The sequence below is a fragment of the Paracoccus panacisoli genome, assembly GCF_042435015.1.
GTDB classification, from domain to species: Bacteria; Pseudomonadota; Alphaproteobacteria; order Rhodobacterales; family Rhodobacteraceae; genus Paracoccus; species Paracoccus panacisoli.
Genome location: NZ_JBHMQU010000005.1, coordinates 34188 through 58429, shown reverse-complemented (window position 1 = coordinate 58429; position 24242 = coordinate 34188). Strand labels below are relative to the sequence as shown.

24 protein-coding genes are annotated in these 24242 nt (G+C 70.3%); 10 read left to right on the top strand and 14 right to left on the bottom strand.

The window, feature by feature from the left end; genetic code table 11:
- Positions 1–4 precede the first annotated feature (4 nt).
- Both ACFHYO_RS01100 and ACFHYO_RS01095 read left to right on the top strand, forming a co-directional pair.
- On the top strand, positions 5–709 hold the full coding sequence (locus tag ACFHYO_RS01100; protein ID WP_394317728.1) for an ATP-binding cassette domain-containing protein: 705 nt from the start codon (positions 5–7) through the stop codon (positions 707–709).
- The gene (locus ACFHYO_RS01095; RefSeq protein WP_394317726.1) at positions 699–2177 is read left to right on the top strand and encodes a PhnE/PtxC family ABC transporter permease; all 1479 of its coding nucleotides are present in this window, start codon (positions 699–701) and stop codon (positions 2175–2177) included. Before ACFHYO_RS01100 ends, ACFHYO_RS01095 begins: the two co-directional genes overlap by 11 nt.
- A gap of 98 nt (positions 2178–2275) precedes the next feature.
- Here ACFHYO_RS01095 and ACFHYO_RS01090 read toward each other — a convergent pair whose 3' ends face one another.
- From ACFHYO_RS01090 to ACFHYO_RS01080, 3 genes are all read right to left on the bottom strand, one after another.
- Positions 2276–3259, bottom strand: coding sequence for a histone deacetylase family protein (locus ACFHYO_RS01090; protein ID WP_394317724.1), 984 nt, complete (start codon positions 3257–3259; stop codon positions 2276–2278).
- 283 nt (positions 3260–3542) lie between these two features.
- Entirely contained in the window at positions 3543–4742 is a 1200-nt protein-coding gene (locus ACFHYO_RS01085) for an ABC transporter substrate-binding protein (RefSeq protein ID WP_036708365.1), read from the bottom strand.
- 161 nt (positions 4743–4903) lie between these two features.
- The gene (locus ACFHYO_RS01080) at positions 4904–5428 is read right to left on the bottom strand and encodes a MarR family winged helix-turn-helix transcriptional regulator (protein WP_394317722.1); all 525 of its coding nucleotides are present in this window, start codon (positions 5426–5428) and stop codon (positions 4904–4906) included.
- Positions 5429–5608: 180 nt separating this feature from the next.
- On the opposite strand from ACFHYO_RS01080, the gene ACFHYO_RS01075 reads away from it, so the two are divergent.
- The 5 genes from ACFHYO_RS01075 (at position 5609) to ACFHYO_RS01055 (ending at position 10885) form a co-directional block, all read left to right on the top strand.
- Positions 5609–6376, top strand: coding sequence for an SDR family NAD(P)-dependent oxidoreductase (locus ACFHYO_RS01075; protein ID WP_170835576.1), 768 nt, complete (start codon positions 5609–5611; stop codon positions 6374–6376).
- A gap of 15 nt (positions 6377–6391) precedes the next feature.
- Complete coding sequence (badI, locus tag ACFHYO_RS01070) at positions 6392–7189, top strand: 2-ketocyclohexanecarboxyl-CoA hydrolase (protein ID WP_394317720.1); 798 nt, start codon at positions 6392–6394, stop codon at positions 7187–7189.
- Between the two features lie 81 nt (positions 7190–7270).
- Positions 7271–8431 carry a cyclohexanecarboxyl-CoA dehydrogenase gene (aliB, locus tag ACFHYO_RS01065; protein WP_394317718.1) on the top strand — a complete coding sequence of 387 codons (1161 nt, stop codon included), beginning with the start codon at positions 7271–7273 and terminating at the stop codon, positions 8429–8431.
- 37 nt (positions 8432–8468) lie between these two features.
- Entirely contained in the window at positions 8469–10121 is a 1653-nt protein-coding gene (gene aliA, locus ACFHYO_RS01060) for a cyclohexanecarboxylate-CoA ligase (protein WP_394317716.1), read from the top strand.
- Positions 10118–10885, top strand: a complete 768-nt coding sequence (locus ACFHYO_RS01055) for an SDR family NAD(P)-dependent oxidoreductase (protein WP_394317714.1) — start codon at positions 10118–10120, stop codon at positions 10883–10885. The genes aliA and ACFHYO_RS01055 overlap by 4 nt, the downstream gene beginning before the upstream one ends.
- Before the next feature lie 9 nt (positions 10886–10894).
- Here ACFHYO_RS01055 and ACFHYO_RS01050 read toward each other — a convergent pair whose 3' ends face one another.
- From ACFHYO_RS01050 to ACFHYO_RS01000, 11 genes are all read right to left on the bottom strand, one after another.
- A complete protein-coding gene (locus ACFHYO_RS01050) occupies positions 10895–11671 on the bottom strand; it encodes an enoyl-CoA hydratase-related protein (RefSeq protein WP_394317712.1) in 777 nt (258 codons plus the stop codon).
- Positions 11668–12726 carry a zinc-binding dehydrogenase gene (locus ACFHYO_RS01045; protein ID WP_394317710.1) on the bottom strand — a complete coding sequence of 353 codons (1059 nt, stop codon included), beginning with the start codon at positions 12724–12726 and terminating at the stop codon, positions 11668–11670. The genes ACFHYO_RS01050 and ACFHYO_RS01045 overlap by 4 nt, the downstream gene beginning before the upstream one ends.
- Before the next feature lie 108 nt (positions 12727–12834).
- Complete coding sequence (locus ACFHYO_RS01040) at positions 12835–13704, bottom strand: 3-oxoadipate:acetyl-CoA acetyltransferase (protein WP_394317709.1); 870 nt, start codon at positions 13702–13704, stop codon at positions 12835–12837.
- Positions 13705–13815: 111 nt separating this feature from the next.
- On the bottom strand, positions 13816–15138 hold the full coding sequence (locus ACFHYO_RS01035) for an MFS transporter (RefSeq protein WP_394317707.1): 1323 nt from the start codon (positions 15136–15138) through the stop codon (positions 13816–13818).
- A gap of 47 nt (positions 15139–15185) precedes the next feature.
- Positions 15186–15980, bottom strand: a complete 795-nt coding sequence (benD, locus tag ACFHYO_RS01030) for a benzoate diol dehydrogenase BenD (protein ID WP_394317705.1) — start codon at positions 15978–15980, stop codon at positions 15186–15188.
- Positions 15977–17023 (bottom strand): benzoate 1,2-dioxygenase electron transfer component BenC, encoded by a 1047-nt coding sequence (gene benC / locus ACFHYO_RS01025; RefSeq protein ID WP_394317703.1) that lies wholly within the window; start codon positions 17021–17023, stop codon positions 15977–15979. Before benC ends, benD begins: the two co-directional genes overlap by 4 nt.
- Before the next feature lie 30 nt (positions 17024–17053).
- Complete coding sequence (gene benB, locus ACFHYO_RS01020) at positions 17054–17590, bottom strand: benzoate 1,2-dioxygenase small subunit (protein WP_269429238.1); 537 nt, start codon at positions 17588–17590, stop codon at positions 17054–17056.
- The gene (locus tag ACFHYO_RS01015) at positions 17587–18963 is read right to left on the bottom strand and encodes an SRPBCC family protein (protein ID WP_394317701.1); all 1377 of its coding nucleotides are present in this window, start codon (positions 18961–18963) and stop codon (positions 17587–17589) included. The genes benB and ACFHYO_RS01015 overlap by 4 nt, the downstream gene beginning before the upstream one ends.
- Positions 18964–19053: 90 nt before the next feature.
- Complete coding sequence (catA, locus tag ACFHYO_RS01010; RefSeq protein WP_036710428.1) at positions 19054–19989, bottom strand: catechol 1,2-dioxygenase; 936 nt, start codon at positions 19987–19989, stop codon at positions 19054–19056.
- A 73-nt stretch (positions 19990–20062) separates the two neighbouring features.
- Positions 20063–20353, bottom strand: a complete 291-nt coding sequence (gene catC, locus ACFHYO_RS01005; protein WP_036700720.1) for a muconolactone Delta-isomerase — start codon at positions 20351–20353, stop codon at positions 20063–20065.
- A 4-nt stretch (positions 20354–20357) separates the two neighbouring features.
- Entirely contained in the window at positions 20358–21527 is a 1170-nt protein-coding gene (locus tag ACFHYO_RS01000) for a muconate/chloromuconate family cycloisomerase (RefSeq protein ID WP_394317698.1), read from the bottom strand.
- A 144-nt stretch (positions 21528–21671) separates the two neighbouring features.
- On the opposite strand from ACFHYO_RS01000, the gene ACFHYO_RS00995 reads away from it, so the two are divergent.
- The 3 genes from ACFHYO_RS00995 (at position 21672) to ACFHYO_RS00985 (ending at position 24145) form a co-directional block, all read left to right on the top strand.
- Positions 21672–22586: a LysR family transcriptional regulator gene (locus tag ACFHYO_RS00995; protein ID WP_394317696.1), complete on the top strand. Its 915-nt coding sequence runs from the start codon at positions 21672–21674 to the stop codon at positions 22584–22586.
- A gap of 91 nt (positions 22587–22677) precedes the next feature.
- Positions 22678–23331: a phosphoglycolate phosphatase gene (gene gph / locus ACFHYO_RS00990; RefSeq protein WP_036734113.1), complete on the top strand. Its 654-nt coding sequence runs from the start codon at positions 22678–22680 to the stop codon at positions 23329–23331.
- Positions 23332–23524: 193 nt separating this feature from the next.
- Positions 23525–24145, top strand: coding sequence for a TetR/AcrR family transcriptional regulator (locus tag ACFHYO_RS00985; RefSeq protein WP_052176434.1), 621 nt, complete (start codon positions 23525–23527; stop codon positions 24143–24145).
- Positions 24146–24242 lie beyond the last annotated feature (97 nt).

Here is a 24242-nt window from a genome sequence, read left to right as displayed (position 1 = left end):
GGCGATGGCCGCCACCACCGCCCCGGGCCACGCCGCCCTGCGCACCGCCACGCCGCTGATCGCGGCGGCCGACCTCGGCTACGGCGGGGCGCCGGTGCTGCGCGAGGTCACGCTCGACCTCGCGCCGGGCGAGCGGGTGGCGCTGCTCGGGCGCAGCGGGGCGGGGAAATCGACGCTGCTCGATGCGGTCTGGGCGGCGCTGGTCGCGCAGGGGCAGCGGGTGGCGCTGGTGCCGCAGGACCGCGGGCTGGTACCGCAGCTTTCGGTGCTGCGGAATGCGCTCATGGGGCGGCTCGACGACCACGGCGCGCTGCGCAACCTCGCGACCTTCGTCCACCCGCGCCGGGCCGAGCGCGACGCGGTCGCCGCGATCCTGACCGAGGTCGGGCTGGCGCCCGAAATCGACCGGCCCGTGGGACGCCTCTCGGGCGGGCAGCGGCAGCGCACCGCGCTGGCCCGCGCGCTCTACCGCGGCGGCGACGTGCTGGTCGCCGACGAGCCGCTGTCGGCCGTCGATCCGCGGCAGGCCGGGGCGCTGGCGGACCTGCTCAGGGACCGCTTCCCCACCGCCATCGTGGCCCTGCATGACGTGGGCCTCGCCCGCCGCTGGGCCACCCGGCTCGTCGGGCTGCGGCAGGGGCGCATCCTCTTCGACCGCCCCGTCGAGGCCGTCGATGACGCCGGGGTGCAGGCGCTCTATGCGCCCTGACCGGACGCTCTCGCGGCTGCACCTCGCGCTCGGCTTCGTGGTGCTGGCGGCGCTGTGCCTGCCGCTGGCCGACCTGACGCTGGCCGGTCACGACCCGTGGGACACGCTGGGGCGCATGGCGCTGGGGTTCCTGCGCCCCGACTTCACCGGCATCGAGGCGATCGGCCGCGCCCTCGCCCTGACCGTCGCCTTCGCCGTCGCCGGCGTGGCGCTGGGGGGCCTCGCCGGGCTGGTCATGGCGCCCTTCTACCACCGTCGCGCGGTGCGCACGCTCGCCATCGCGCTGCGCTCGGTGCATGAGCTCTTCTGGGCGCTGATCCTGATCCAGGTGCTGGGCATCAGCCCGGCCGCCGGGGTGCTGGCGCTGGCCCTGCCCTACGCCGGGATCTTCGCCAAGGTGCTGTCCGAGATGCTGGACGAGGCCGACCCGCGCCCGGCCCGGGTGCTCGGCCCCGGCACCGACGCGCTCAGCCGCTTCGTCTGGGCGCGGGCGCCGCTGGTGGCCCGCGACATGGCGGGCTACGCGCTCTACCGCGTCGAGTGCGGGCTGCGGTCCTCGGCCGTGCTGGGCTTCGTCGGGCTGCCGACGCTGGGCTTCCAACTCGACACCGTGTTCCGGCAGGGCGACTATGGTGCGGCAAGCGCCATCATGATCCTGTATGTCGCGCTGATCGCCAGCGTCCGGCTCTGGATGCGGCCGCGGCTGGCGCCGCTGTGGCTTGCGGCCGCGCTGGTGGTGCTGGCGCAGGTCGCGCACCCGCCGATGGGCGAGGGCGCGCTGCTGCGGTTCCTGACCGAGGACATCGTGCCGGCCCCGATCCGGCAGGGCGACTGGGCCGGGCTCGTGCCGTGGCTCGGGATGATCATGCGCACGATGGTGCTGCCCGGCCTCGCCAACACGATCCTGGTGGGGCAGATCGCGCTCGTCGTGGCGGGGCTGGTCGCGCTCGCCGGCATGGCACTGCCCGCGCCGCGCGTCACCGGGCGGGTGGGCGCGCTCTTCGGGCATCTGGTGCTGGTGGTGCTGCGGTCGTTCCCCGAATACATGCTCGCCTATCTGCTGATGCAGGCCTTCGGCCCGTCGATGCTGCCCGCGATCCTCGCGCTCGGGCTGCACAACGGGGCGATCATCGGCCACCTGCTCGCCCGGCAGGCGGTGGGCCGCCCGCTGCGGCCCGACGCGCCGCGCGGGGCGACGCTCTGGGCGTGGGAGTATCTGCCGCGCCTCTTCGGCCCCTTCCTCGCCCTGCTGCTCTATCGGTGGGAGATCATCCTGCGCGAGACGGCGATCATGGGGGTGCTGGGGATCGCCACGCTCGGCTTCTACCTCGACGACGCCATCGGCGAGCTGCGGATGGACCGGGCGATGGTGATCCTCGTGGCGACCGGGCTGATGAGCGGCACGGTCGAGGCCCTCTCGCGCCGCCTGCGGGCGCGGACGGCCACGGCCTCGGTGCGGATGGGGTAGGCTAAGGCCGGGTGCACGCGGACCCGGTGGTCGGGGGCGATATCCGGCCACCCCACCGCGCCGGCCGCCTGCGCCATCTTGAGCCGCGATGCCTCGCGTCACCCGTCCCGCAGCCCGGTCAGGAACGCATCCAGGCAGTCGCCGATGACCTCGACGGCGTAGCCCCCCTCCTGCACGATCAGCGTGGGCCGCCCGAGGGCGCGGACGGCCGCGCCGATCCGACGGAAGTCCGCAGAGGTCAGCTTGAGGATGCCGATCGGGTCGGCCTCATGCGCGTCATACCCCAGCGCCACCACCAGAGCGTCGGCGCCGAAGTCGCGGATCGCGGTGCTCGCGGTGGCGAGCGCGGCCTCGAACTGCGGCCATGCCGCGCCGGGCGGCAGGGGCAGGTTGAGGTTGGCCCCCTCGCCCGCGCCGTGCCCACGCTCATCGGCGAAGCCGGTGTAGAAGGGATAGAAATCCGCGGGGTCGCCGTGGATCGAAACCGTCAGCACGTCGTCGCGGCCATAGAACACTTGCTGCGTGCCATCGCCGTGGTGGACATCGACATCCAGCACTGCGACCCGCGCAAAGCGCTCGCGCAGCCGCTGCGCGGCGATGGCCGCGTTGTTCAGGTAGCAGAACCCCGAGGCGCGGTCGGTGCGGGCGTGATGCCCCGAGGGGCGACAGAGGGCGAAGACCGCCGCCTCTCCCCCACAAAGCGCGTCGGCGCCGGCGACGGCGGTCTCGGCTGAGCGCAGGACCGAGCGCCACGCATCGGGCCCCATCGGCACCGACATGTCGCCGAGATACCACCCCAGCCGCCCCAGGATGCCCGTCGCCCGGCTGGGCGGCCGGGTGCCCGCGTCGGGGCGGCCGCTCCAATAGGGGAAGGTCGCGGGCCAGACCTCGGGCCCTCGCTCGGGCGGCAGGGTCTGCCATTCGTCCCAGGCGGTTCGAAGGAAATCGACGAAACCCTCGGCGTGGACCGCCAGCACCGGGTCGAGCCCGCATTCGACCGGGTGTTCGGGGCGGATGCCGTGGCGATCCAAGGCGTCGAGCAGGCGGGTCGTGCGCTCGGGCAGGTCCTTGGCGGCGACCACGCGGCCGAAGCGCAGATACTGCTGCGGATCATGCAGCGCCTGGTCGGGGTGATAGAACGCGCGCGTCCTGAGGCTCCCTCGCTGATGTGCCGCATCCGACGGTCGGGCCGCCCCCGCGCCGCACGCGGTGCAGAAGACAGGCGGGCGCCCCGGGGGTCAACAGCCGACGGGCGATGGGTCCAGCGGCGGCGGGGTGTGCGCGCGAGCCTCGGCGCCCGGGGGCGGTCGTGCGCTCCGCGGCAGATCGACCGGGGCGCAACCGCGCCCCGGTCGGCCCGTGTGCTTATTTGACCAGAGGACAGCCCGACTCGGCCGCCGGCAGATAGGCCTGCGCGCCTGGGATCGTGGCGATGATCTTGTAATAGTCCCAGTCGCCCTTGCTCTCTTCCGGCGTCTTGACCTGCATCAGGTAGACGTCGTTGATCAGCTGCCCGTTCGCCGCCACCCGAGCGCCGGGGGCGAAGAAATCGTCCAGCGGCTGTTCGTGCAGCTTGGCCGCCACCGCGTCGCTTTCATCCGTCCCCGCGGCCGCGACCGCCTTGAGATAGGCCAGCACCGCCGAATAGGTGCCCGCCTGGATCATCGTCGGCATCGCCCCGGTCCGCGCCTTGTAGCGCTCGCTGAACGCCCGCGAGGCGTCGTCGCGGTCCCAATAGAACGCCTCGGTCATATAGAGGCCCTGCGCCGCCTCGAGCCCCAGCCCGTGCACGTCGGTGATCATCATCAAGAGCCCGGCGAGCTTCTGCCCCCCCTTGGTCAGGCCGAACTCGGCTGCCTGCTTGATGGCGTTCTGCGAATCCATGCCGGCCGAAGCAAGGCCGATCACCTTGGCCCCCGAGGACTGCGCCTGCAGCAGGAACGCCGAGTAGTCCGACGTGTTCAGCGGGTGGCGCGCCGAGCCAAGCACCTTGCCCCCCTTGGCCTCGATCACCTTCGTGGCGGTCGCCTCGAGCGAGTGGCCGAAGGCGTAGTCGGCGGTCAGGAAATACCAGCTGTCCCCGCCCGCATCGACGACCGCGTTCGCGGTGCCCACCGACATCGAGCGGTTGTCGAAGGTCCAGTGAAAGCCGTAGGGCGTGCAGGCCTTGCCCGACAGGTCGGTGGAGCCCACGCCGGTGGCGATGGTGATCTTCTTCGCATCCGCCGACAGCGCCTGCACCGCCAGCGCCACCGACGAGGTGGTCAGGTCCATGATGCTGTCCACCTGCTCGGTGTCATACCACCGCCGGGCGATGGTCGAGCCGACGTCGGCCTTGTTCTGGTGGTCGGCCGAGACGATCTCGATTGGCGCGTCGAGCACGGTGCCGCCGAAATCCTCGACCGCCATGCGTGCGGCCTCGACCGAGCCGAGACCGGCCAGCGCCGAGTAGGGCCCCGACTGGTCGTTCATGATCCCGATCTTGACGCGGCCATCCGAGATCTCGGCCGAGGCCGTCCCGGCGGCAAGCACCGCGAGCGCGGCGGTGATGCAGATGTTCTTCATCGTTCCTCCCCAGGTTGGCGCCGGGGCTTCCCACCCCTTGTGGCGCTGCGTCGTGGGCAGGGAGGCTAGCCGGGGAAGATTTTATTGCAATCTATTTCTACATTATCCGCGCAAGACGCACCGCTCTGCGCGTTTTAACGACATCCTGATGCCGCTTTCCATCATTCCTCCGGGTCGCCCTGCTCGGCCTGAATGCGGACGAAGTTCCGCCGCAGGCTCTCGAGGTAGTGCAGCATCGCGATGAGGTCGCTGTTCGAGAACCCGGTGACCGAGTCCCCGTAATAGGCGCCGATCTCGGGCTGGATGGCGATCCAGAGGGCGCTCCCCTCCTCGGTCAGGTGGATGAAGCGCGAGCGCTTGTCGCGCGCATCCACCACCCGCTCGGTCAGGCCCCGCGCCTCGAGCCGGGACAGCACGCCATTGAGGTTCTGCCGGCTGACCATCAGCAGCGCGGCAAGGTCGCCGACAGCGATCCCGCCCTGGCTGCGCGGATCGGCCAGCGCGCCCAGCACCGCCCATTGCTGGGTGGTCACGCCATGCGCCTCGAGCGCCCGGGTGCCGGTTTTGTGCAGCAGATTCGCGGCCTGGTAGAGGCGAAAGAACAGCCGGTTCCGCAGCCCGGCGGTCAGCTCGTCCACCGGCGCGGCCGCGGCCTCGGCGCCGTGCGCCTCGGAGCCCCTGCTCATGGCCGGCCCCGCCGCCGCCGGCCGACGCGACACGCCGGTTTATCCGTAAACATGTTGACACAACTTTCCTGATTTGTCATCACCGTCCCTAAGGGCCGGATGCAGGCGCTGTCCAGAAATTCTTGGCAACGCCGAAGGTCAGCGGCCGCTCGCGGCCGGGTCGCCGCAGGGGAGGATGAGATGCGCGGACTGGGTGGGAAACTGGTTGTCGTAACCGGCGGCGGCGGCGGGATCGGCGCCGCGACCGCGGCGCGCTTTGCCGAGGAAGGCGCCCGGGTGCTGGTCGCCGACATCAACGAAGGCGCCGCGCAGGCAGCGGTGGACCGGATCGCGGCCGCCGGCGGCACGGCGATGCCGATGATCGTCGATCTGACCGACTACGCCGCCGTCAAGGCCGCGGTCGCCGCCGCCGAGACCGCGCACGGGCCGATCGACATCCTCGTGAACAACGCGGGCTGGGACCTGTTCGTGCCCTTCCTCAAGTCCGAACCCGACTACTGGGCGAAGCTGATCGACATCAACCTGCGCTCGGTCCTCAACATCACCCACGCCGTCCTCTCCGGCATGGCGGAACGCAAGTCGGGCCGCGTGGTCAGCGTCGCCTCGGACGCGGCGCGGGTCGGCTCGTCGGGGGAATCGGTCTATGCCGCCTGCAAGGCCGGCGTCATCGCCTTTTCCAAGACGCTCGCGCGCGAACACGCGCGCCAGGGGATCACCTTCAACTGCGTCTGCCCCGGCGTGACCGATACGCCGATGCTCGACAGCTTCATGGAGGCCGCCGGCAACAAGGAGAAGCTGCGCGATGCCTTCACCCGCGCCGTCCCGCTGGGCCGTCTGGGCCAGCCCGACGACCTGCCCGGCGCGATCCTGTTCCTGGCCTCGGACGACGCCGCCTTCATCACCGGACAGGTGATCTCGGTGTCCGGCGGCCTGACCATGCACGGCTGAGGAGGGCCGCGAGCCATGACCGACATGACCTATGAGGACATCCTGTTCGAGACCCGGGACGGCGTCGCCACCATCACGCTGAACCGTCCCGACAAGATGAACGCCTTTCGCGGCCAGACCGTCGAAGAGCTGATCCACGCCTTCAACCGCGCCGGCTGGGACCGCGACATCGGCGTGATCGTCCTGACCGGCGCGGGTGACCGGGCCTTCTGCACCGGCGGCGACCAGTCGGCCCACGACGGGCAGTACGACGGCCGCGGCACCATCGGCCTGCCGATGGAGGAGCTGCACTCGGTCATCCGCGACGTGCCGAAGCCGGTCATCGCCAAGGTCCGCGGCTATGCGATCGGCGGCGGCAACGTCCTCTGCACCATCTGCGACCTGACGCTGGCGGCCGAAAGCGCCCAGTTCGGGCAGGTCGGGCCCAAGGTCGGCTCGGTCGATCCGGGCTTCGGCACCGCCTTTCTCGCCCGGGTCGTGGGCGAGAAGAAGGCGCGCGAGATCTGGTATCTCAACCGCCGCTACAAGGCGCGCGAGGCGCTCGACATGGGGCTGGTGAACGCGGTGGTGCCCGACGACCAGCTCGATGCCGAGGTTGACCGCTGGTGCGCCGAGATCATGGAGAAATCGCCCACCGCCATCGCCATCGCGAAGCGCTCGTTCAACATGGACACCGAGCATCAGCGCGGCATCGCGGGCATGGGGATGTATGCGCTGTCGCTCTATTACGACACCGACGAATCCAAGGAGGGCGGGATCGCCTTCAAGGAAAAGCGCAAGCCCGATTTCCGCAGATACGCGCGCAAGCGCTGAGCGGCGAACGGGACCGCCGGGAGGGGTGGTCCCGGACCGAGAGCGGCAAGGGCACGGCACGTCGGGGGAGGACGCGCAGCGATGGCACGAACGGTTTTCGACACCGAGGAACTCGACCAGATCCGCGACCTTGCGCGGCGCTTCGCGCAGGACCGCGTGGCGCCGGGCTATCTCGCGCGCGAGAAGGCGGGGCGGATGGACATGGCGCTGGTGCGCGAGATGGGCCAGCTCGGCCTGATCGCGCCCGAGCTGCCCGAGGCGTTCGGCGGCATGGGCGCCGGCACGCTCTACGCCGGCGCCATCGTCGAGGAGATCGCCCGCGCCGATTTCACCTTTGCCTATGTGCCGCTGCTCGCATCGCTGAACGGGCAGATCCTTGCGGCCTTCGCGCGCCCCGAGATCGCCCGCGACTGGCTGACCCGCCTGACCGCGGGCGAGATCATGCTGGCGATCGCCCTGACGGAGCCCAAGGGCGGATCGGATGCGGCGAACCTCGGCCTGCGGATGGAGCGTGACGGCGCCCATTACATCCTGAACGGCGAAAAGACCTCGATCTCGGCCAACCAGATCGCCGCGGGCACCGTGGTCTTCGCCCGCACCGGGCGGCCCGAGGACGGCGCGCGCGGCGTCTCGGCCATCCTCGTGCCGATGGACCTGCCGGGGATCACCACCTCGAAGTTCGACAACATGGGCCAGAACCAGGTCGGCCACGGCTCGATCTGGTTCGACAACGTGCGCGTCCCGGCCGAGAACCTGATCGGCGACGAGGGGCGCGGCTTTGCCCAGGTGATGCAGGGCTTCGACTTCTCGCGCTCGCTGATCGGCCTGCAATGCCTCGGGACGGCGCAGCAGTCGCTGGACGAGACCTGGGCCTACATCGGCGAGCGGCGGGCCTTCGGAAAGCCGCTCGGCGCCTTTCAGGGGGTCAGCCACCAGCTGGCCGATTTCGAGACGCGGCTGGCGGCGGCGCGGCTCTTGTCGATGAACGCGCTGTGGCTCAAGGACAACGGCCTGCCCCACACCGCCGAGGCGGCGATGACGAAGTGGTGGCCGCCCCTGCTGGCCTATGAGGCGATCCACGCCTGCATCCTGATCCACGGCCACGCCGGCTATGCGGGCGACCTGCCCTTCGCGCAGCGGCTCAAGGACGTGCTGGGCCTGCAGATCGGGGACGGGACCGCGCACATCATGAAGAACATCATCGCCCGCGAGCGTGCCGGGCGGGACGCGGTCACGGGCTGAGGACCCGCGGCCCAACCTTGGGGGAGGAGAGAGACCGATGGACTTCGACGCGATCCTGATCGAGCCGCGGCGCGAGGCGATGACCCGCGCCGGCTTCTGGCCCGACAAGACGGTGAACGGCTATTTCGCCGCGGCGCTCGCGGCGGGGCCGGACCGGCTGGCGGTCAGCTCGATCACCGGGGCCGAGGGGCTGCGCCACGACCTGACCTGGGCCGAGCTGGACCGCGCTGCCAACCGCGCCGCGGTCGGGCTGACCCGGCTGGGGATCGGCCGGAACGACGTGGTGACGTGCCAGCTTCCCAACAGCTGGCAGTTCGTGGCGACCTATCTCGGCTGCGCGCGGATCGGGGCGGTCTTCAACCCGGTCATGCCGATCTTCCGCGAGCACGAGCTGCTGTTCATGCTGCGCCACGGCGAATCCCGCGTCTTCATCGTCCCTTCGGTCTTCCGCGGCTTCGATCACGCGGCCATGGCCGAAGGGATGCGCGGACAGCTGCCGCAACTCGAGCATATCGTCGTGAACGGTGCGGCAGGCGACAACGGATTCGATGCGCTGCTGGCCAACCCCGCCTTCGACTCCGATCCCGATCTGGACCGGATCGTGACGGCCAACCGCCCCGGTCCCAACGATGTGAACCAGCTGATCTACACCAGCGGCACGACGGGCGAGCCGAAGGGGGTGATGCACACCTCGAACACGATGTATTCCAACATCATCGCCTATGCCGACAGGCTGGGGCTCGGGTCCGACGACGTGATCGCCATGGCCTCGCCGATGGCCCACCAGACCGGCTTCATGTACGGGCTTCTGATGCCGATCTACCTCAAGGCGCGGTCGATCCTGTTCGACACCTGGGACCGGCGGCTCAAGGCGCAGATGGTCGAGGGCGACCGGATCACCTTCACCATGGCCTCGACGCCGTTCCTGATGGACCTGACGCAGGCGGTCGAGGACCACCGCTTCGACAGCTCGTCGCTGCGCACCTTCCTTTGCGCCGGCGCCGCGATCCCCGGCCCGGTGGTCGAGCGGGCGCGCAAGGTGATGACCGGCACCAAGGTCATCTCGGCCTGGGGGATGACCGAGAACGGCGCGGTGACGCTGGTCGATCCGGCCGACGACGACGAGCGCTCGGTCAACACCGACGGCCGCCCCCTGCCCGGCGTCGAGCTGCAGATCCGCGACGACGCGGGCAACGTCTGCCCGACGGGCACGGCGGGAGAGCTGTTCGTGCGCGCCTGCTCGAACTTCGGCGGCTATCTGAAACGGCCCGAGTGGAACGGCACCGACGCCGACGGGTGGTTCGACACCGGCGACGTCGCGCGGATGGACGAGCGCGGCTATATCCGCATCGCCGGGCGGTCCAAGGACATCATCATTCGCGGGGCCGAGAACATCCCGGTGTTCGAGGTCGAATCGATCCTCTTCAAGCACCCGGCCGTCCATCAGGTCGCCATCGTCGCCTATCCCGACGAGCGGCTGGGCGAACGCGCCTGCGCCTTCGTCACGCTGAAACCCGGCGCCAGCTTCGACATGGACGAGATGAAACGCCACCTCGGCGCGCACAAGCTTGCGGTGCAGTACTGGCCCGAACGGCTCGAGATCCGCGAGGCGCTGCCGGCCACGGCCTCGGGCAAGATCCAGAAGTTCGCGCTCAGGAAGATGTTGCGGGACGAGATGGGGCTGGCGTGACTGCGCCGCTCGCCGGGCGGATCGCGGCGGTCACCGGGGCCGGCGGCCCGATGGGCCGGGCGGTGGTCGCGCGGCTGGTCGAGGACGGGGTGGCGGGGCTGGCCCTCACCGACATCTCGGGCGGCCGTCTGGCCGAGGCGCAGGCATGGCTGGCCGACGCCTCACCTGCCCTGCAGGTCGCCTGCCCGCGCGCCGACGTGACCCGCAGCGACGAGGCCGCGGCCTTTGCCGAAGCAGCGCTCGCGGAACTGGGGCGGGTCGACATCCTCGTGAACCTTGTCGGCGGGCTGCGCTCGGACCGGCTCTACACGCCGTTCCTCGAGATGACCGAGGCGCAGTTCCGAGCCACCTTCGACCTGAACCTGATGGGCGGGTTCCACTTCATCCGCGCCTTCGCTCCAGGGATGCTCGCCCGCGGCTGGGGGCGGATCGTCAACGTCGCCAGCATCGTGCTGGGGGGCGAGGCCGGGCAGGCCGACTACGCCGCCGCCAAGGCCGCCGTCGCCTCGCTCACCCGCAGCCTCGCGGCCGAGTTCGCGCCCGCCGTCACGGTGAACTGCGTGGCGCCCGGGCTGACCCGCACCTCGGTCACGCGCAACATTCCCGCGGCCGAGGCCGCACGGCTGGTCAACGCGGCGATGAACCCGCGCATGGCCGAGCCGTCCGAGACCGCGGCCGCCATCGCCTCGTTCCTGCGCGAGGACGCTGGGTTCCTGACCGGCGAGATGCTGGCGGTGTCGGGCGGAATCCGCCCGCACCTCTAGCGCCGCAGCTCAGCGATTCTGGAAGCGCGGCGGCCGCTTTTCGGCAAACGCCGTCATCCCCTCGCGCCGATCCTCGAGCGCGAAGGTCGAATAGAGCAGCCGCCGTTCGAGGTGGATGCCCTCGGCCAGATGCGTCTCATGGGCCTTGTTCACGGCCTCCTTGGCGATCATCAGCACCGGCCGAGAGGCCTCGCCCATCCCGGCCGCCAAGGCGATGGCGGTGGCCAGATGCTCGCCGTCCGGCACCACGCGGCTGACCAGCCCCGCGGCCAGCGCCTCGGCCGCGGTCAGCCGCCGGCCGGTCAGGATCATGTCCATGGCCAGCGCCTTGCCGCCCGCGCGGGTCAGCCGCTGGGTCCCGCCGGCGCCGGGAATGATTCCGATCCGCGCCTCGGGCAGGGAAAAGCGGGCGCATTCCGCGGCGATGATGATGTCGCACATCAGCGCCAGTTCGAACCCGCCGCCGACGGCATGGCCCGACACCGCCGCGAGGGTGGGCTTGCGGCAGCGGGCCACGTTCTCCCACGTGGCGGTGATGAACTCTTCGTCGAAGACCTCGGCGAAACTCTTCTCCGCGATCTCCTTGATGTCGGCCCCGGCGGCGAAGGCGCGGTCCGAGCCGGTCAGCACGATCGCGTCGATCCCCCCGTCGCGCTCGAACGCAGCGAGCGCATCGCCCAGTTCGGTCGTCATCTCGAGGTTCAACGCGTTCAGCGCCTCGGGGCGGTTCAGCGTGACGATGCCGACCCCGCCCTCGCGGCGTACGAGGATGTTGCGGTAGCTCATGGCGTGGTGGCCTCCGGTTCGGCGCCCCTCAAATCGGCAATGTCGATGACGATCTTGCCCAGCCGCTCGGCCGCCTCAAGCCGCGCGAAGGCCGCAGGCACCTCGGCCAGCGGAAAGACGCTGTCGATGGGCGGGCGGAAGGCGCCACTTTCGAAGGCGGCGAGCAGGCGGCGGAACTCCTCGAGGCTGCCCATGGTCGAGCCGTGCACCGAAAGCTGGCGCACGAACAGACGCTGGATGTCGGCCGAGGGATGCGCCCCGGTGGTCGCGCCGCAGGTCATCAGCCGCCCGCCACGGGCCAGCACCCGCAGCGACTGCGCCCAGCTTGCCGCGCCGACGTTGTCGATCACCATATCGGCCCCCGCGCCGCCGGTCAGCGCCAGCACCTGCGCGACCATCTCGGGGTCCCGATAGTCGACCGCGGCGACGCCCTCGGCCTGGAAATGCGCGAGCTTCCCGGCCCCGGTGGTCGAGACGATCACCCGCGCCCCGGCCATCCGCGCAAGCTGAAGCGCCGCGTGGGCGACACCGCCCCCGGCGCCCTGGATGAACACCACCTGCCCCGGCCCGGCCGGCACGCGGCCCAGCACCATGCGCCACGCGGTGAGATAGGCGACCCCCAGCGTCGCCGCCGCGTGCAGGTCGGCCGCGGGCGACAGCGGCAGCAGCGCGCGTTCCGGCACCGCCATCACCTCGGTGAAGGTGCCGTCGATATGCTCGCCGATGATCCGCGCCCGAAGGCAGAGCGGCTGGTCGCCGGCCAGACAATGCCGGCAGCGACCGCAGAAGTCGTAGGGGTAGAGGATCACCCGGTCGCCCGGCCGGAAGGCCGAGCCGGGACCAGTCTCTAGCACCTCGCCCACCCCGTCGACGCCCATCACCAGCGGCAGGTCGTGCGTGATCCCCTGGCCCGAGTCGCGCATGTACAGGTCGACCCGGTTCACCGAGGCGGAGAGCATCCGCACCAGCACGCCGTCGGCGGGACGCTCAGGCACGGCCCGCTCGGTCAGGCGCGGCCCATGGGTTCCCCGTTCGTGCAGGACAATGGCGCGCATGGGCTGTTCCGTCCGCTGAAAACTGCCGGTCCGTGCCGGTCCTCGTCGCGCAAAGGATGCCGCCGCACCAGAAACTATGTCAACCTGTTTACTGAAATGCGCCCTCGCTCATGCGGCCCGCAGCCCCAGGATCGCCCGGGCCTGCTGCCAGCTCGCCACCGGGCGCTCATACTGCGCGCACAGCTCCGCCGCCCGCCGCACCAGCGCCGCGTTCGACGGCGCGAGGCGGTCGCGGTCCAGCCGCACGTTGTCCTCGAGCCCCGTGCGCGCGTGCCCGCCCGAGGAAATCGCCCACTCGTTCAGCACGATCTGCGCCGGCCCGATCCCCGCCGCGCACCACGGCGCGTCGGCCCCGAACAGCCGCTGCACGGTGCGGATGTAATAGTCGAACACGTCCCGGTCGGCGGGCATCGCGTTCTTCACCCCCATCACGAACTGGACGTAGGGCACCCCCTCAAGCCGCCCGTCGTCCGCCATCTTCTTCGCCTGCAGGATATGCGACAGGTCGAACGCCTCGATCTCGGGCTTGACGCCGTAGGTCCGCATCTCGGCCGCGAGCCAGTCCACGAGGTCGGGCGGGTTCTCATAGACCCGGGTCGGAAAGTTGTTTGACCCGACCGAGAGGCTGGCCATGTCGGGCGAAAGCGGCAGCATCCCGCCCCGCGCGTGCCCGGCGCCCGAGCGGCCGCCGGTCGAGAGCTGGACGATCATGCCGGGGCAATGCGTCTCGATCCCCTCCTTGAGGCGGGCGAAGCGCTCGGGGTCGGAGGTCGGTTTCCCCGCGTCGTCGCGGACGTGGCAATGGGCGATGGTGGCGCCAGCCTCGAAGGCTTGTTGCGTCGATTCCACCTGCTCGGCGATGGTGATCGGCACCGCCGGGTTGTTCTCTTTCGTCGGCAGCGAGCCGGTGATCGCCACGCACAGGATGCAGGGCTTGCCCGCGTGGGGGTTGGCGGCGGGGGGTGCGGGGGTGGGCATGGGCGGTCTCCGGGCCGGGGTTGGGGCGGATGGGACGAGGGGCCGGGACGGTCCCGGCCCCTCGCTCGGCGGATCAGGGCGGGCGCCGGGCTGACCGGCGCCGCGCCGCAGTCAGGCGGCGGCCAGCATCGGGGGCCGGTCGCGGGCGTTGGCGAGGGCGAACACCACCATCGCGAGCGCCGAGATCGCCGCGGGCACCGCGAAGATCAGGAAGTTCTCGCGCAGCGGCAGTTGCTGGGCGAGCAGCACCCCGCCCAGCGTCGGCCCGACGATGGCGCCGACCCGGCCCACACCCGACGCCCAGCCGAGGCCCGAGCCGCGCACCGACAGGTCGTAAAGCTGCGCCACGCTCGCATAGAGCAGGATCTGCGTCCCGATGGTCGTGGCACCAGCCACGAAGATCAGCACGAAAAGCAGCGTGGCCGAGGGGGCAAAGCCGATCAGCCCGATCGACACCGCGGCCAGGGCGAAGAACGCCACCACCACCCGCGGCAGTCCGAAGCGGTCGCCCAGCCGGCCACCGGCAATCGCGCCGACCATGCCGCCGAAGTTGAGCGAGAAGAGGCTCAAGAGGCTCGCCTTCTCGGCGTAACCGACCTCTTGCAGCAGCTTCGGCAGCCACGACGAGAGGAGATAGACGAGCAGCAGGCAGCAGAAGAACGACACCCACAGCATCACCGTGCGCAGCGCCCGGTCATGGCGGAAGAGCTCAGCCACCGAGGCGGACTTGCCCTTGCTTTCGGTATAGACGAGCTGCGCGTCGGCCGGCACGGTCGGGTCGATAAGCGCCAGGATGCGGCGCGCCTCGTCCTGCCGGCCCTGACGGATCATGAAGCCGAGCGACTCGGGCAGCCGCCACAGGATCAGCGGCAGCAGCGCGAGCGGCAGCGCGGCCACGAAGAACATCGGCTGCCAGCCGAAACTGGGGATGAGCCCGATGCCGAGCGCGGCGGCCACCATCCCGCCCACCGAGTAGCCCGAGAACATGATCGCCACCATCGTGCCGCGCAGGCGCTTGGGGGCGTATTCGTTCATCAGCGCGACGGCGTTGGGCATCAGCCCGCCGCAACCGAGGCCGGCGATGAAGCGGAACACCTTGAACTGCTCGGGCGTCTCGGCGAAGCCGGTCAGCACCGTCGCCGTGGTGAACAGGGCGAAGCTGATCGCCACGCCCTTCTTGCGCCCGATCCGGTCGGCGAGCGAGCCGAGCACCAACGCGCCGAACATCATCCCGAACAGCGCCCAGGCCTGCAGCGCGCCGGCCTGCGGCTTGGTCAGGCCCCATTCCTTGATCAGCGTCGGCAGCACCGTGCCGGCCACGAACACGTCGTAGCCGTCCACGATCAGCAGGATGCCGCAGAGCGCCACCACCATCCATTGAAAGCGGCCGAACGGGCTTCGGTCGATCGCCGCATTGACGTCCAGGGTTCTCATCTTCGGGGTTTCCTCCTCCCAGTTGGTCGTTGGGGGACCGGGCCGTTTCAGCCCAGATCGCCCCCGGCCACCGGCAGGATGCTGCCGGTGATGTATCCCGCCTCGTCCGAGGCGAGGAACAGGATGGGCGCCACCTGTTCGTCGATGGTGCCGTAGCGGTGCAGAAAGGCCGACTGCTTCACCTGCGCCACGACCTCGGCCATCCACGCGCGCTCGGCGTCGGTGTCGCCCTCGGCGTTGCGGGGGACGCGGCGGGGCGGGGCCTCGGTGCCGCCGGGGGCGGTGGCCACCACGCGGATGTTCTGGTCGGCCAGCTCCATCGCCAGCGACTGGGTGATGGCGTTGATCCCGCCCTTGGCCGCCGAATAGGGCACGCGGTGGATGCCGCGGGTGGCGTTCGACGAGACGTTGACAATGGTGCCGCCGCCGCGCGCCGACAGATGCGGCAGCACCGCCCGGCAGCAGTAGAGCGTCGGCATCAGCGAGCGGCGGATCTCGGCGTCGATCTGTTCCGGCTCGAAGGCCGCGAAGGGACGCATTCGGATCGCGCCGCCGACGTTGTTGATCAGGATGTCGATGCCGCCGAAGCGCTCGACCGCATGGGCCATGGCCGCCTCGGCCCCGGCGTAGGTCTCGAGATCGGCGGTGAAGGCTGAGGCCTCGCCGGCGCTGCCGGCCGCCTCGGCCGCGACTTCGGCGACGAAGTCGGCGCGGTCGACCAGCAGCACGCGCCCGCCCTCGGCGGCGGCGCGCAGCGCCACGGAACGGCCGATGCCCTGGGCCGCGCCGGTGACGACCAGCACCTTGCCCGCGAACCGGCCCGCAAAGACGGCGCCGCTCATGCGGCGTCCGCGGTGTCGGTGGCAGCGGCGGCGCCGGCGGGGGCGTTCGGGGTGAACTTCTCGTAGTGGAAGTTCGCGGGCGCGACGCCGGTCGTGTCGAGATGCCGGCGCACCGCATCGACCATCGCGGGCGGCCCGCAGAGATAGAGGTCGAAGCCCCCGTCGGTCAGGTCGTCGGGCATGTGCTGGGTGACCCAACCCTTGCGCGGATGCGCCGACGCCTCGTCGGCCACCACGGTGCTGTAGGTGAAGTTCGGCAGCCGTGCCGCATAGGCCGCGATCTCGTCCTCGAGCACCAGGTCGAGATCGCGAGTGACGCCATAGATCAGGTGGATCTTCTGCGTCGAGCCCGCCCGCGCCAGCACCTCGAGCATCGACAGGAACGGCGCCAGCCCGGTCCCGCCGGCGAGGAACAGAAGCGGGCGCACCGGCTCGCGCAGGTAGAAGCTGCCCAGGGGGCCGGTCATATCGATCCGGTCGCCCACCGCGGCGCGCGCCAGCCAGCCGCTCATCAGCCCGCCGGGGATCGTCTTGATGACGAAGCCCACCCGCCCCTCGGCCGGCGCGGTGCTGAAGGAATAGCTGCGGTGATCGCCGCTGCCCGGCACGTCGATGTTGACGTACTGGCCGGGCAGGAACACCGGAGCCGCGCCCTCCACGTCGAGTTCCAGCACGATCGCCGCGTCCTTGTGCGGCGCGACCCTCGCGACGGTGGCGGCGAACTTCTGCTGGCCGGTCTTGCAGACGGTGGACGGCACCGGCACCGCCAGCACGCAGTCGCTGCTGACGGTCATCTGGCAGGTGAGGACCAGCCCCTCGGCGGCCTCGTCCTCGGTCAGGGCATCCTCGATGTAGTCGTCGCCCAGGTCATAGCTGCCGCGCTCGGCCCGGCACTTGCAGGTGCCGCAGACGCCGTCCGAGCAATCCATCGGCAGGTTGATCTTGGCGCGGTAGGCGGCGTCGAGCACCTTTTCCCCCGCCCCGCAGTCGATGAAGCGGGTCACCCCGTCCTCGAAGTTCAGCGCGATCGTATAGCTGGACATGGAACCCCTCCTCGGTCCGGTGCCCGGCGGTCAGACGTGATAGACGTCGATGACCTGCCGGATGTAGTCGTTCTTGAGGACGATCTTCTTGGCCGCGATCACCATCCCGTCGCCCTGACGGCGCAGGGTGACGAAGGTCGTGCCGAAGAACTGATCGGTGGTGTTGTAGCGCTGGCTGAGCGTGTGGAAGTTGTAGCGCACGTCCACCTCGTCGCCGCGGTCGGCCAGCACCTCGACATTCGTCACCGAATGGCTGGTGCGCGGCTCGGGCGTCGAGGCGCCCGAGCGTTCCGTCTCGATGCGGAACACCCGGTCCTCGAGCCCGTCGCGGTCGGGGTAGTACATCAGCGAGATCTGCGACTGCGGATCCTCGGTGATGCGGTCGTCGTCGTCCCAGGCCGGCATCCAGTAGCTCGCGTCGGGCGCGTAGCAGTCGAGCCACGCCTTCCACTCGCGGTCGTCGAGATGGCGCGCCTCGCGGTAGAGGAAGGCGCAGATCGCGGCGTGGGAAAAGCCGGGCTGGACGCTCTGGCTGGCGGCGGGGGTCATGGTGTCGATCCGGGTCATTCCGCGGCCTCCAGCATCTGGCCGGCGCTGCGGCGCTCGGTCTCGAGCGCGGACTGCATCGCCTCGCGCCAATAGGCGTGCTGACGCACGAACAGCCCCTCATCCTCGGAGCGTTCGCCCGACAGCTGCGGGTTCAGCCCCATGCGGCGGGCGTTCTCGTCGGGGCCCTCGACCCACAGCGGCGCGCCGCGCGACATGTCGTTCCAGAGCGCGGCGGTGCCGGCATAGGCGGTCTGGCAGGCGCGGAACTCCTCGAGGTCGTCCGAGGTGCCCATGCCCGAGACGTTGAAGAAATCCTCGTACTGGCGGATGCGGGTGGCGCGGTCCTGGGCGCTTTCCCCCTTGGGGGCGAAGCAGAAGATGCTGACCTCGGTCCGGTCCACGGCCAGCGGCCGCACGACCCGGATCTGGGTCGAGAATTGGTCCATCAGGAACACGTTCGGATAGAGGCCGAGGTTGCGGGTCTGGCCGACGATGAACTTCGCCCGTTCCTCGCCCACGCGGGCGGCGATCTCGTCGCGGTGGGCCCAGACCGGACGCACCTCGGGGTTCATGGTGTTGGTCCACAGCAGGATGTGGCCGTTCTCGAACCCGTAGACGCCGGCGACCGATTTCGACCAGCCCGAGGCGTCGACGGCCTTGGTCCCCTCTTCCTTCCGGCGGCCCATGGTGGCCTGGTAGTTCCAGTGGACGGAGCTGACGTGATAGCCGTCGCAGCCGTTCTCCATCTGCAGCTTCCAGTTGCCGTCGTAGATGTAGGACGAGTTGCCGCGCAGCACCTCGAGCCCGTCGGGCGCCTGATCGACGATCTGGTCGATGATCACGCGGGCCTCGCCCAGATAGTCCTCCAGCGAGGGCGAATCCGGGTTCAGGCTGCCGAAGAGGAAGCCCCGGTAGTTCTCGAACTTCGCCACCCTGGTCAGGTCGTGCGAGCCGTTCTTGTTGAACTGTTCGGGATACTGGGTGGTCTTTTCGTCCTTCACCTTCAGCAGCTTGCCGGTGTTCGAGAAGGTCCAGCCGTGGAACGGGCAGGTGAAGCTGCCCTTGTTGCCGTGCTTGCGCCGGCAGAGCATCGCCCCCTTGTGGGCGCAGGCGTTGATGACCGCGTTCAGCGCGCCGGTCTTGTCGCGGGTGATGACGATCGGCTGCCGGCCGATCCAGGTGGTGTAGTAGTCGTTCACCTCGGGGATCTGGCTTTCGTGGGCCAGATAGACCCAGTTCGCCTCGAAGAGATGCCGCATCTCGAGCTCGAACAGGTCGGGGTTGGTGAAGATGTCGCGGCGGCAGCGGAACACGCCGGTCTCGGGATTGTCTTCGACGGCGGTCGCCAGCAGCTGGTCGAGATCGCGCGCCTTGTCGATGATCGCGGACATGAGGTCTCCTCCCGGGGGCCGCGCCGGTTCGGGCGCGGGCCCCCGCTCAAATGTCGGGGATGTTCGGGGCGGGGTGCGGGTCGCGGGCCGTCAGGCGGCCGCGCGGCGCCGCTGTTCGTTGATCTGGTTGTCCACGCCGTCCACCAGCGCGGTCAGGTAGATGTCGAACTCGATCTCGGCGAACGGGCCGTTCAGGCCGTTGGCGTTGATGCTTTCGTCATCGGTGCGCTCGTTGATCTTCGGCACCAGCCCCTCGCGGGTGGCATAGGCGAAGTCGTCGTCGATCAGCGGATCACCCTCGATGTTGATCTGGGTGGTCAGCTTGCGGTGGCCGTCGGCGCTGATGAAGAAGTGGATGTGCGCCGGACGCTGCCCGTGCCGGCCCAGCGCCGAGAGGAGCTTTTCGGTCGGGCTGCCGGGCGGGACGCCGTAGCCCGAGGGCAGGATCGACTGGAACTTGTAACGGCCGTTCTCGTCGGCATAGATCGTGCGCCGCATGTTGAAGGGCGCCTGCTGGCCGGTGGGATCGAAGTGCGAGTAGAACCCGCGGGTGTCGCAGTGCCACACCTCGACCTTGGCGCCGGGCAGCGGGCGGCCCTGGGCGTCGTGGACGACCCCGTGCATCACCAGCGTCTGACCCTCGGCCGTGCCATCGTCCAGCCGCGCGAAGCCGGTCGATTCCGGGGCGCCCGCGACATAGAGCGGACCCTCGATGGTGCGGGGCGTCGGGTTCTCGATCCCCATCGCCGCGTCGATGGCGTCCAGCCGCTCGTCGATGAAGTGATCGACGCCGAGACCGGGCGAGATCAGCCCCGCCTGCCCCGCCGCGCCGAGATCGTTCAGCCAGGCGACGCCGGTCCAGTATTCGTCGGGCGTGATGTCCAGATCGTCGATGGCGCGGAACAGATCCGACATCAGCCGGTGGGTGATCTGCTTCATCCGGTCGTTGCCGGTGTCGCTGTTCAGGCCGCTGAGTTCGCGCAGGAACGCCTGCACATCGGGGCGGTCGTAGATCTTCACGCTCATGGGTTCTCCTCCGGTATGACGTGATCTTCTGGGGACGCGGGGGGCGGTTCCTCGGCCGGCCCCGCGCGGGGTGTCAGCTGTCGTCCGCGCGGATGGCGGACGGGTGCCGCAGCAGCGGCATCACGGTGATCTTCATGAAGGGAAAGAGCGGCAGACCCGACAGGATCTCGTGCAGCTCATCGTTGTCGGCGACGTCGAGGATGCTGACGTTCGCGTACTCACCCGCGATCCGCCAGATGTGGCGCCACTTGCCCGACGACTGAAGCGCCTGGGAATAGGCCTTCTCGCGGGCGAGCAGGTCGGCGCGCGCGTCGGCCGGCAGGTCGCGGGGGATCGAGACATCCATGCGGACGTGAAACAGCATCGGCCTATCCTCTCTTGCGGTCGAACCCGTCGCGGGCGAACGCCGCGACGCGGTCCTCGTCCAGCGCGATCCCCAGGCCCGGCCCGGTGGGGACGGTCAGGTGGAAGTCGCTGTAGTCCAGCGGCTCGCGCAGGATCTCTTCGGTCAGCAGCAGCGGGCCGAAGAGCTCGGTCCCCCACTGCAGGTTGGCGAAGGTGGCGAAGGCGTGCGCCGAGACGATGGTGCCGACCGCGCCCTCGAGCATCGTGCCGCCGTAAAGCCCGATCCCCGCCGCATCCGCGATCGCGGCCACCCGCAGCGCGGCAAAGGCGCCGCCCGACTGCTCGAGCTTGACGGCGAAGACATCGGCGCCGTGGACGCGGGCGATCTCGAAGGCCGAATCCGGGCCGGTGAGCGATTCGTCGGCCATGAGCGCCAAGGGGAAGCGGCGCACCAGCCGGCCCAGCGCCGACGCCTGCGCGACCGGCTGCTCGACCAGCTCGCAGCCGGCATCGGCCAGCGCCGCCATGCCGCGCGCGGCGTCCGCCTCGCTCCACGCCATGTTCACGTCGACGCGGACCGCGCCCCGCTCGCCCAGGGCCCGCTTGATCGCGGCCACGTGGGCGATGTCGTCGGCGAGCGGCCGCGCCCCGATCTTGAGCTTGAAGATGCGGTGCCGGCGCAGGTCGAGCATCCGCTCGGCCTCGTCGATGTCGCGGCCCGTGTCGCCCGAGGCGAGGGTCCACGCCACCGGCAGCCGGTCGCGGCGGCGCCCGCCCAGCAGCTCGCTGACCGGCAGTCCCAGCCGCTTGCCGTGGGCATCGAGCAGCGCCGTCTCGACCGCCGACTTCGAGAAGCGGTTCTCCTTCACCATCGAGCCCACGCGGGCCATCAGCGCCTGCACCCGCGTCGCGTCCTGCCCGATCAGCAGCGGCGCCACATAGCGGTCGATCGCGAGCTTCATGCTCTCCGGGCTTTCGCCACCATAGGCGAGGCCGCCGATGGTGGTCCCCTCGCCGACGCCGGTGACGCCGTCGCTGCAGGTGATGCGGACCAGCATCAGCGTCTGGCCGTTCATGGTGGCGACCGACAGCTTGTGCGGCCGGATCGTCGGCAGATCGACCAGCACCGTCTCGACCCGTTCGACGACGGGGGCGGCCAGTGCGGTGTCAGCGGGGGCGATGAGCTTGTTCATGTCGCCCATGTGACAGGCCGGCCGCGAGTCGGTCCAACATCATTTGAATCTGCCGCGATACCCTCAGGGTATGATAGACTGATGCGAGGCTCGCTGTGCTGCGCCGCGGCGAGGCTGCATACCCGTCGCAACAGGAATGACCGCATGGACCTGCGCCAGCTTCGCTACTTCGTCGCGGTCGCCCGCGAGCGCAATTTCACCCGCGCGGCCGAGCAGTTGCATATCGCCCAGCCCCCACTGAGCCGGCAGATCCAGCTCTTGGAGGAAGAGCTGGGGGTGGAGCTGTTGTCGCGCAGCGCCCGTCCCGTGCGGATGACCGAGGCCGGGCGGCTCTTCTACGAACAGGCGCTGCAGATCCTCGGCCGGGTCGAGCAGATGGCCGAATCGACCCGGCGCGTCGGCCGCAACCAGAACCGGGTGCTCTCGATCGGCTTCGTGCCCTCGACGCTCTACGGCGGTCTGCCGGGGCTGGTCCGCAAGCTGCGCAGTCGGGCGCCGACGCTCGACATCCAGTTGCTCGAGATGCTCTCGACCCAGCAGATCGCCGCGTTGAAGGAGGGGCGGATCGACATCGGCTTCGGCCGGTTGCGCCACGCCGACCCCGGGGTGGCCAGCACGACCCTGCGCGAGGAACGGCTGACCGTCGCCCTGCCCCGCGCCTGGCCCCTGTCGGAAACCTCGGCGCCCATCCCGCTCAAGGCCCTGGGGGGACGGAAGCTGATCATCTACCCGAGCGAGCCGCGGCCGAGCTATGCGGACTTCGTGCTGACGCTGCTGCGCGAGGCCGAGGTCGGGCCGATCGAGGTGCAGGAGGTGCGCGAGATCCAGACCGCCCTCGGCCTCGTCGCCGCAGAGGCCGGGGTCTGCATCATCCCGATGTCGGCCCGGCAGATGCGGTCGGACGTAGTGTTCCGCCCGGTGGCCGACCCGCAGGCGACCTCGCCGGTGATCCTCAGCCACCGGGCCGGCGACGAATCCGCGACGCTCGACATGGTGCGCGAGATCATCGACGAGATCTACGCCGAAGCCCCCCCGTGGCTTGACCCTTCGCCCGTGTGAGTGCGGGCCAAGGGTTGACCGCGGTGCACGGGGCGGCGATGCCTGCGCCGCCTGCACCGCAGGCGTTAGCACCGCGGGCGAAGGGGCCGGCATGATCGTCATCTTCGACCTCGACGGCACGCTGATCGACAGCGCCGCCGACATTCACGCCACCGCCAACGCCGTGCTTGCGTCCGAGGGGCTGGCGCCGCTTGACCTGCAGACCGTCCGCGGCTTCGTCGGGCGCGGCGTGCCGCATCTCGTCGGCTGCCTGCTTGCAGCGCATAACATCACCGACCGCGCGCGGCAGGCGCGGATGGAGGCGCGGTTCGCGTCGCTCTACGACGACGCGGTGGGCCTGACCCGCCCCTACCCCGGCGTCCCCGAGGCGCTCGAGACGCTGCGGGCTGCCGGTCATGTGCTCGGCATCTGCACCAACAAGCCCGTCTCGCCAGCGCGGGCGGTGCTGCGCCATCTCGGGCTCCTCGACCACTTCACGGCGGTGATCGGCGGCGATTCCTGCCCCCGCCGCAAGCCCGACCCCCTGCCGCTGTGGCAGGCCCGGGCCGACTGCGGCGGCGGGTCCTCGCTGATGGTGGGCGACAGCGAGATCGACGCCGAATGCGCGGCCGCCGCCGGAATACCGCTGCTTCTGTTCACGCGCGGCTACCGCCGCACGCCCGTCGAAGACCTTCCCCACGCGCGCGCCTTCGACGATTTCGCCACGCTTCCCGACGCGGTGAAGGCGATCGCAGCGACAGCCTGATCGCCGACGGACCCGCCGGCCCAACGGCTTCGATACAGCGGGTGTGGCGATTCTGCGTCACCCCGCGGGATCGTCATTTGGCATCAGGCAACAAAAGTTTATAGTCCGCCGCATTCCCTTTCCTGTCCCTCTTGCCGTCCCCGAGACCGATGCGCCTCGCCACCCCTGACCTGTATCCCGCGCGGCGCGCCCCATGAGACCGCGCGGCAGCCGCAACGCCAGCTATGACAAGCGCCGGGCCGAGCTGCTCGAGCGCCTGACGCTGCGGCTGTGCAACCGTGAAACCGGGTGGCCGACCATGCGCGAGCTGGCGGCGGCGGCGAATTGCAGCGTCTCGACGCTGAGCCATTATTTCGGCCGGCGCGAGGACGTGGTGCGGGCGGTGCTGCACCACATCGCCGTTGGGACCGAGGACCAGCTTGCCGCGACCCGGATGCCCGAGGGGCCGTTCGAGGCCTCGGTCCACGCCGCCGCCGGGCGCGCGGCGGCCGCGTTGCACGATCCGGCCATCGCCCGGATGCTGGCGATGGGGCTGATCGAGGCGCTGAGCGCCTCGGTGCTGGGGCCGAGCTTCCTCGGCACCATGCTCGATCCCTTCGTCGCGGCGCTGGCCGAGCGGCTGGATGTCCACGTCGCGGCCGGCGAGATGCGCCCGGTGGACACGCGGATGGCGGCGATGGACATCATCTCGCCGATCCTTCTGGCCGCGCTGCACCAGCGCGAGCTGGGCGGGGCGGGGTGCAACCCGCTCGACGCCGCGGCCCACGCGACCCACGTCGCCGACGGGTTCGTGGCCGCCTACGCGAAGCGCTGACACCGTTCGCGCGGGGCGGGCCGGATGCCGCGCCCCTGCGACAGAACGCTTGCTTTTCCGCCGGGACCCGTCACTGTTCCCCTCACGTCCGGTCGAG